The sequence below is a fragment of the Sulfolobus sp. B1 genome (assembly GCF_007050195.1).
Classification (GTDB): Archaea; Thermoproteota; Thermoprotei_A; order Sulfolobales; family Sulfolobaceae; genus Saccharolobus.
This window is the reverse complement of sequence record NZ_QIMI01000098.1, coordinates 1-6,421: the sequence shown is the minus strand read 5'-3', so window position 1 is coordinate 6,421 and position 6,421 is coordinate 1. Positions and strand designations below refer to the sequence as shown.

5 protein-coding genes and 2 pseudogenes are annotated in these 6,421 nt (G+C 34.3%); 6 read left to right on the top strand and 1 reads right to left on the bottom strand.

Translation table 11 applies throughout. The features are described 5' to 3' along the window. Positions 1-52: 52 nt before the first annotated feature. From DMP16_RS07140 to DMP16_RS07115, 6 genes and pseudogenes are all read left to right on the top strand, one after another. Positions 53-1,459: pseudogene (locus tag DMP16_RS07140) on the top strand (4Fe-4S binding protein); the annotation flags it as partial. Between the two features lie 81 nt (positions 1,460-1,540). Beyond that, positions 1,541-2,519: pseudogene (locus tag DMP16_RS07135) on the top strand (NAD(P)/FAD-dependent oxidoreductase). A gap of 320 nt (positions 2,520-2,839) precedes the next feature. Then, complete coding sequence (locus DMP16_RS07130) at positions 2,840-3,745, top strand: zinc ribbon domain-containing protein (RefSeq protein WP_069282784.1); 906 nt, start codon at positions 2,840-2,842, stop codon at positions 3,743-3,745. 26 nt (positions 3,746-3,771) lie between these two features. Then, on the top strand, positions 3,772-5,127 hold the full coding sequence (locus DMP16_RS07125; RefSeq protein WP_069282785.1) for a hypothetical protein: 1,356 nt from the start codon (positions 3,772-3,774) through the stop codon (positions 5,125-5,127). Positions 5,128-5,185: 58 nt separating this feature from the next. Beyond that, the gene (locus DMP16_RS07120; RefSeq protein WP_069282786.1) at positions 5,186-5,644 is read left to right on the top strand and encodes a hypothetical protein; all 459 of its coding nucleotides are present in this window, start codon (positions 5,186-5,188) and stop codon (positions 5,642-5,644) included. Then, entirely contained in the window at positions 5,598-6,005 is a 408-nt protein-coding gene (locus DMP16_RS07115; RefSeq protein ID WP_143577027.1) for a MarR family transcriptional regulator, read from the top strand. The genes DMP16_RS07120 and DMP16_RS07115 overlap by 47 nt, the downstream gene beginning before the upstream one ends. Before the next feature lie 7 nt (positions 6,006-6,012). Here DMP16_RS07115 and DMP16_RS11015 read toward each other — a convergent pair. Next, the coding region (locus DMP16_RS11015) for a hypothetical protein (RefSeq protein ID WP_185957836.1) at positions 6,013-6,421 on the bottom strand (409 nt) is incomplete at its 5' end.

Below are 6,421 nucleotides of genomic sequence, written 5' to 3'. Positions count from 1 at the left end.
TAACTGAGGTCTACTAACAAAGTAGTTGAACATGCCATAATTAAGATTAAGCCTAATGCCTTGGTTTCCTCAGATATTCCCCAACTATTCTATACCTATATGGCTTTCGGCAATGATAATGATTGGGTCTACAATACTGATCTATGATACGTTATATAGTCAACGGCTTAAGGGAAATCAAGAGACGTACACAACTATAGAACTTATTGTTATCTTTGCAATGATGATGATAGGAGAATTTTATTTCTTCTTAGCTAACTCATTACTTCTCTTTGATGCATCCATGATCGTTGGAATGGTATGGTTTATCTTCAGAACACTAGCAGGACCTAATCCAATAAAAGGAAATTATTTAAGAAACTCAAATCTGGCATTTACAATAATTTTCATAACCTTCATCATGGAATTCTTCATGGGAGCTGTGTTAGATTTCGTTGAGGGCATTTTTTCCACTGGTATTTCTGGCTTTGAATCTACTCTGAGTTTACCTTGGTTACCTCCTACTAACGCGATAAATATCCTCTGGGATGGAATAGATATAGTAGGCAGTGTATTAGGCTCTACATGGTTCTTAGTGATGATGGGCATTGAGATGGGATTTCTAGCGTTTAAGAAGATGCTTGAAATGAAGGTTAGGGAGGTAAGGGTTAGAATGAGCTTGATGATATTAGCTTATGCATTGTATACCCTTTATATACCCTCTTTCTCTCCACTAAGTGATAAAATTCCTTATATACCATATATGTGGTCAATGGGCATTGGGACTTTAGGTCCCGTAAGTGGATCGTTTTTAATTGGGATAATAGGGACTTATATAGTTTATGCTATCCTGTCCTTCCTCTTCGGGTCTAGGAATCTCTGTGCTGTAACTTGCACTGCACCACTTATGTATCAAGGGACTTTTTATGATTCTTTAAAGACATATAATAGAACTTCTAAATTGGGTAAGAAGTTACTAACTTCTAAGATGGGTAATATGCCTAGAGTTATAGCAATAATGGTATCATCAATAGTTTTAATCTCAGCTATAATATCCTACCTTAACTCTCAAGGGGTAATTCACTTTGAAATATTTAATACTGACATAACAGTGCTAATATATTTTATTTGGTTTGATATATTATGGTATTTTCTATTTATTGCTACACCTTACCTAGGTACTTTTGCGTGCATAACCACTGGCTATTGCTATTGGGGTGTGTTTAACCAAGCTGTATCAAGTATAGGCTTATTTAGGCTGAAAGTTAAGGACCCTAAGGTTTGTGTAAATTGTAAGACTGTGGATTGTGCTAAAGCTTGTCCAGTTGGAATAACCGACATGAGGGCCTGGTTTATAAGGAGGGGAGAGTTCAAATCCTTTAAATGTGTTGGAATAGGAGAATGTGTCGATGCTTGTCCCTATGATAACATTTATTTCTATGATGTTAGGCATTGGTTGAAGGAGAAGTTCGACAAGTAGTCATTTTTAATACTTAGTTGACTTATTTTCTAGTTTTCTTAAGTTAACTTTTTATTATATTAAGTATATATACTTTGTAGAATCGATATGAAACTATATGATACTATAATTGTTGGGGCTGGAATTTCTGGTTTAAGTGCAGCTCTATACGCTTCTAGGCAGAAATTATCAACCTTAGTAATCTCAAAGGATCTAGGAGGTCAACTCACCTTAACTGATCTTATAGAAAATTATCCGGGAATAGAGAGTATTAGTGGTTTAAGCCTAGCCCAAAAGATAGAGAAACAAGCTAAGAAGTTTGGTGCAGAGTTCATATATGGTGAAGAAGTAAAAGAGATAAGGCAAGACGGAGAGGATTTCATAATTAAGGGAATAAAGGGAGAATACAGCGGTAAGACCATAATTTTAGCGTTTGGTAAAACTCCAAGAGAGCTAAATGTACCTGGAGAACATGAGTTTAAGGGAAAAGGAGTATCTTATTGTGCAATATGTGACGCAGCCTTCTTTAAAGGAAAACCAGCCATGGTCGTTGGCGAGGGTGAACCAGGATTAGAAGCAATAGAGTTACTCTCTAGATATGCTAATCCAGCATACTACATAACCTCATCTAAGCATCTTGTGGGAGAAGAAGAGTTGGTTAAGAAAATCCTATCTAGCCCTAACGTTAAGATTATAGATTCAGCTAAGGTCATAGAAATTAGAGGTAATGGTAAAGTAGAGGAAGTTTTTAGTGAGGAGGAATGACGAGATTCTTAGTGTAAGAGTTGATGGTGTAATTATAGAAATGGGATACGTACTTAAAACAGAGTTCTTAAAGGGATTTGTAGAATTAAACGAGAGGGGAGAAGTAATTGTTGACGAACTTTCTAGGACAAGTAGAGAAGGAGTATTTGCTGCTGGTGACTTAACTCAAATACCATATAAACAAGCAGTAGTGGCAGCCGCTGAAGGTGTTAAAGCTGCTCTTTCAGCATATAACTATTTAAGGAGTAGGAAAGGTTTACCACCAATAAGTACGGACTGGAAAGCAGAGAAGAAGAAAGTAAGCTTTAAACTATAATATTAGCGTTATTAATTTTTACTAGAAGAATTATCTTCAAGATATTGTTATGGATTATGCATAATATCGTAGAAAATGCATGAAGTGCGTAGTTTAACTCAAGGAATACTTAAACTAGGATAATCTTAGTAGATAAATTCCTTAAGATGTATATACATTTTTAGTCTTAGATATTTCGAGGTTTTGTTTAATATTAATCTTATGGAATATGATTTATTAATTACAAAAATATCATTAGCCTATCAACATTAAGCTACATAGACAATACAAATAATGATTATCGAAAAATTTTATTAATAAGTAAGAGAATTTTTAAAACAATGAGTAATCCTTATTATGGCCAACCTAATTGGCAACCATACGGTGGTTATCAGCAAAATCCCATGATGTCTATGATGGCTTGTAATCAACCAATTGGATTAGGTGGTCAACAGCAAATAATTCCAGTTAATTACCCGATAAACTTACAATACGTAGTGCAACAAGTACAAATGTTTCTGATGGGACAAGGTTTTCAAGTTTTTCCCATGGTAGCACAAAACATGGCTGTGATTCAAGCTCAGCATTCTAGCATTTTAGGCACATTAACGGATCAGAATAAGGCGTATACTATAAGAATATGTCAAGGACCAGGTTTTGTAATGGTTGAAACGGGAATAGCTAACTTGTTACAAGAATTGTTAGTAGCCGGGGCCACGTTTGGAGTAACGGACGAGTTACTGCATAATAAGTTAGCTGAGTTAGCAGGTGCAGGAATAGATGCCTATGGTATTTATAAGGAATACGCGCAGGAGCAACAATTAATGAATATGATTATGATGATAGTGTCTAATGCTCCACCAGCATATCAGCAGCAACCTTATTATCCTAATCAGCAACCTTATGGTCCTCAACCATACTATCCCGGACAACAATATCAACCCTACCAGCCACCTATGCAACAACCACCTCCACAGCAATCAATATCTCAGCAACAATCATCTCCACAGCAAACGGCCCAAGCAAAACAATCTCGTCAAACTATTAAATGCTGGAATTGTGGTCATGAAAATGAGGATATAGCAAAGTTTTGCGCTAATTGTGGAGCTTCATTATTACCAATTAAGTGTCCAAGCTGTGGTCATATAAACTCACCTAGTGCTAAGTTCTGTGAAAATTGTGGATATAACTTACGCCAATCATTGGGTCAACAAAGTTCCCAGCAATCAACTAAGCAACAGAAATAAAAATTCTCCAAGCTTTGTTTTTTATAATGGCTGTACTATACTTACCTTTTGCAATAGATAAGGAGAATAGACAGCTCAATGTTGGAAAACAAATTGCTATTGGATTATTAAACCTAGATTTGGAGAGAAAAGAGCGCATAAGTAAAGCTATATTAATTGGCTGGCCTATTCTAATAAAGTCTATTGACCAGAAAAAGTTCTTAGTACTTGATTCTACGTTGACACTAGTTTCTAAACTTAATAGGAACTTGTATCCCGACTACAAAGCAATACTAGAGGATGTTGCACAGAGTAGCAATATAGATGACTTCATATCTAAGCTTAAGAAAATTAGACTAGATGCGCGAGGTACGAATGAAGTTAGCTTAAGCGGTCTTATCAATCTAGATGTTAGTAAGCTAATAACGATTGCTAGAAGGGATAAGTACTATGAAATGTTCACTCTAGAAGAGAAAATAACTGATCATGATATTAAATTAATTGGTAACAATTTAATTTCACTTAAGACCGAAGCAAATAGTACCATAACTTCCTTAGAATTTCTAGTAAATGAACTAAATAATCTGAAGATAAAGTTTAAGAAACAGCTAGATGATAAGATAAACGAAATTACTAAGAAATATGAAGAGCTTATTAGACAAAAGATAAATGAGGTTGAGACAGAGATAGCCAAGGCATCTCCTGAAATTATCAATGAAATACAGAACGAATTTGACCAGAACATTAAGAATAAGCTACTGACGAGCATAACTAATTACGTGATTTCTAATCTAAAGTATGAAGGAGGAGTTCTAGGTTCCCAAGATTTAGACAAGAGTAGAAGGGATTTAGATGAGGTCATAAATGAAATAGTAAGGGTTAAGGATAGAGTAGGTCAAAATTATGTTAATAAGATTAGGAGGTATAAGGGAGAAATTAATGATTTAGAGAAGGAAAAGAACTCTGAGCTATTCACGTTAAATGAGAAGATTAACGATCTAGAAAACGTTATAAATAACATTAGAGTTAATGCGGAAAGAGTAAAACAGGAAATTACTAGCTTTAATAAATACGTCAACTCGTTTTATTACGAGATAGATTCCAATGAAGATATAAAGTTAATAATACCATTTCTTTTAGCTGTAACTTCTACCAATAGAAGAATAGTTGTGGTGCCACAAGTCTATAATGGAAAGCAGAACATTTTAGGCAAAATTTTCAAGAGACAAGATCTTTCTACGCCTTTAATGAGTTACTTGGATGCATTTACTAATTACGTGAAGAATGTTGAAGCTGAGGATAACATAAAAATAAATTCCAGAGATATAGATAACGGTCTAAAAGAAATTAGTGATGATGGATGGAAAAGTAAAGAAAGTGTAGCAGACATTTATGTGCCTTAATTTTACAGTTAAGTTGAGTGAAGTAAAAGTTATAAATAAGTAAAGTAAACTATACCATATGGAAGTAAGACATGAAATAAAGTCAAGTTTCAAGATAAGTGAAGGAACAGAATTTGCTATATTGAATTTCTATAAAGACAACAAGCTTTCAGTTACGTCTTATGTGATATCCTCTGAATTAAATAATGGAACAAAAGTGGGAATTAGTGCAATAACGGATAGTAAAGGAGAAGTTATGCAAATAATTTTTACAACGTTTAAATCTATTGAAAAGGAGGGGAAAACGTATAGAGAAGTTTACTCAAACCTCATTGACCTAGATTCAAGAAGGATAATTTATACCAAAGGTACCTTTGAACTAAGCGGGAAGCCTATGTCTAGAGAGGAGGTACTGGAAAGGCTTAAAGGTGGAGTAAAGAATCTAATCTCCTCATTACCTCTGAGAAGTATAGAAACTAAGGTGTTTAACATTGACACCGGCGCAGAAGAGAATATTGGGTCTAGTGAAAAAGCCTAAAACATTTACTGAATTAAAGAGACTCACTGGTTTAACAGATGCTGGTTTATATAAGGCTATAAAGGGTTTAGAGAAGCAAAACTACATAAAGAAGACTGAAATGGGATATATTATAACGCCAGAAGGTATGAAGGCATTAGGGTATAATGTAGTTGAACGTGAGGGAATAGTGATTATATATGAAAACTTGGAGAGGGATGATGTTGAGAAATTATATGAAGTTATTAAGAATATTAAAAATAAATCGAATTTTAGCATTTATATTTATAAAAGCGAGGAAGAGGAAGAAAAAATCATCAAGGAGATAGCCAGAATTTATAGTACAGCTGTGTTATTCCCTGAACTCTTTACCAAACAATAAACAATTTTTAGCTTATTTTCTTAAAAATTAAGAAATAATAAAATAAAGCTATTAAGGCTACGTATAGTATAAGGTCAGCATAATATGGAATGGGTAATAAAAATACAAATATTAAAATGAAAGGTAGGAAATAAATCAGAGGTCTGTATCTTGAGGCTCTTATGGACGGTCTATAGGGAGCATAAGAATTCGGAGTAGCGTAGATTGAACTCATAGCCAAATAAATTATTATGACATAAGGGTCGTATTGATCATTTAAGTAACCTTCTAACCCATTCTGTACCCTCTTTACCTCCCCTACTTCAATGTTCCCAGATGTAAATATTTTTAGGGAATCTTGGTATCCCCTAATAAATGCCACTAACTGAGGTCTACTAACAAAGTAGTTGAACATGCCATAATTAAGATTAAGCCTA

Excerpts from the sequence above, each read along its gene's own strand:
- DMP16_RS07125 (WP_069282785.1), top strand. The coding sequence starts at position 3,772 with ATGGCTGTACTATACTTACCTTTTGCAATAGATAAGGAGAATAGACAG.
- DMP16_RS07130 (WP_069282784.1), top strand. The coding sequence starts at position 2,840 with ATGAGTAATCCTTATTATGGCCAACCTAATTGGCAACCATACGGTGGT.
- DMP16_RS07120 (WP_069282786.1), top strand. The coding sequence starts at position 5,186 with ATGGAAGTAAGACATGAAATAAAGTCAAGTTTCAAGATAAGTGAAGGA.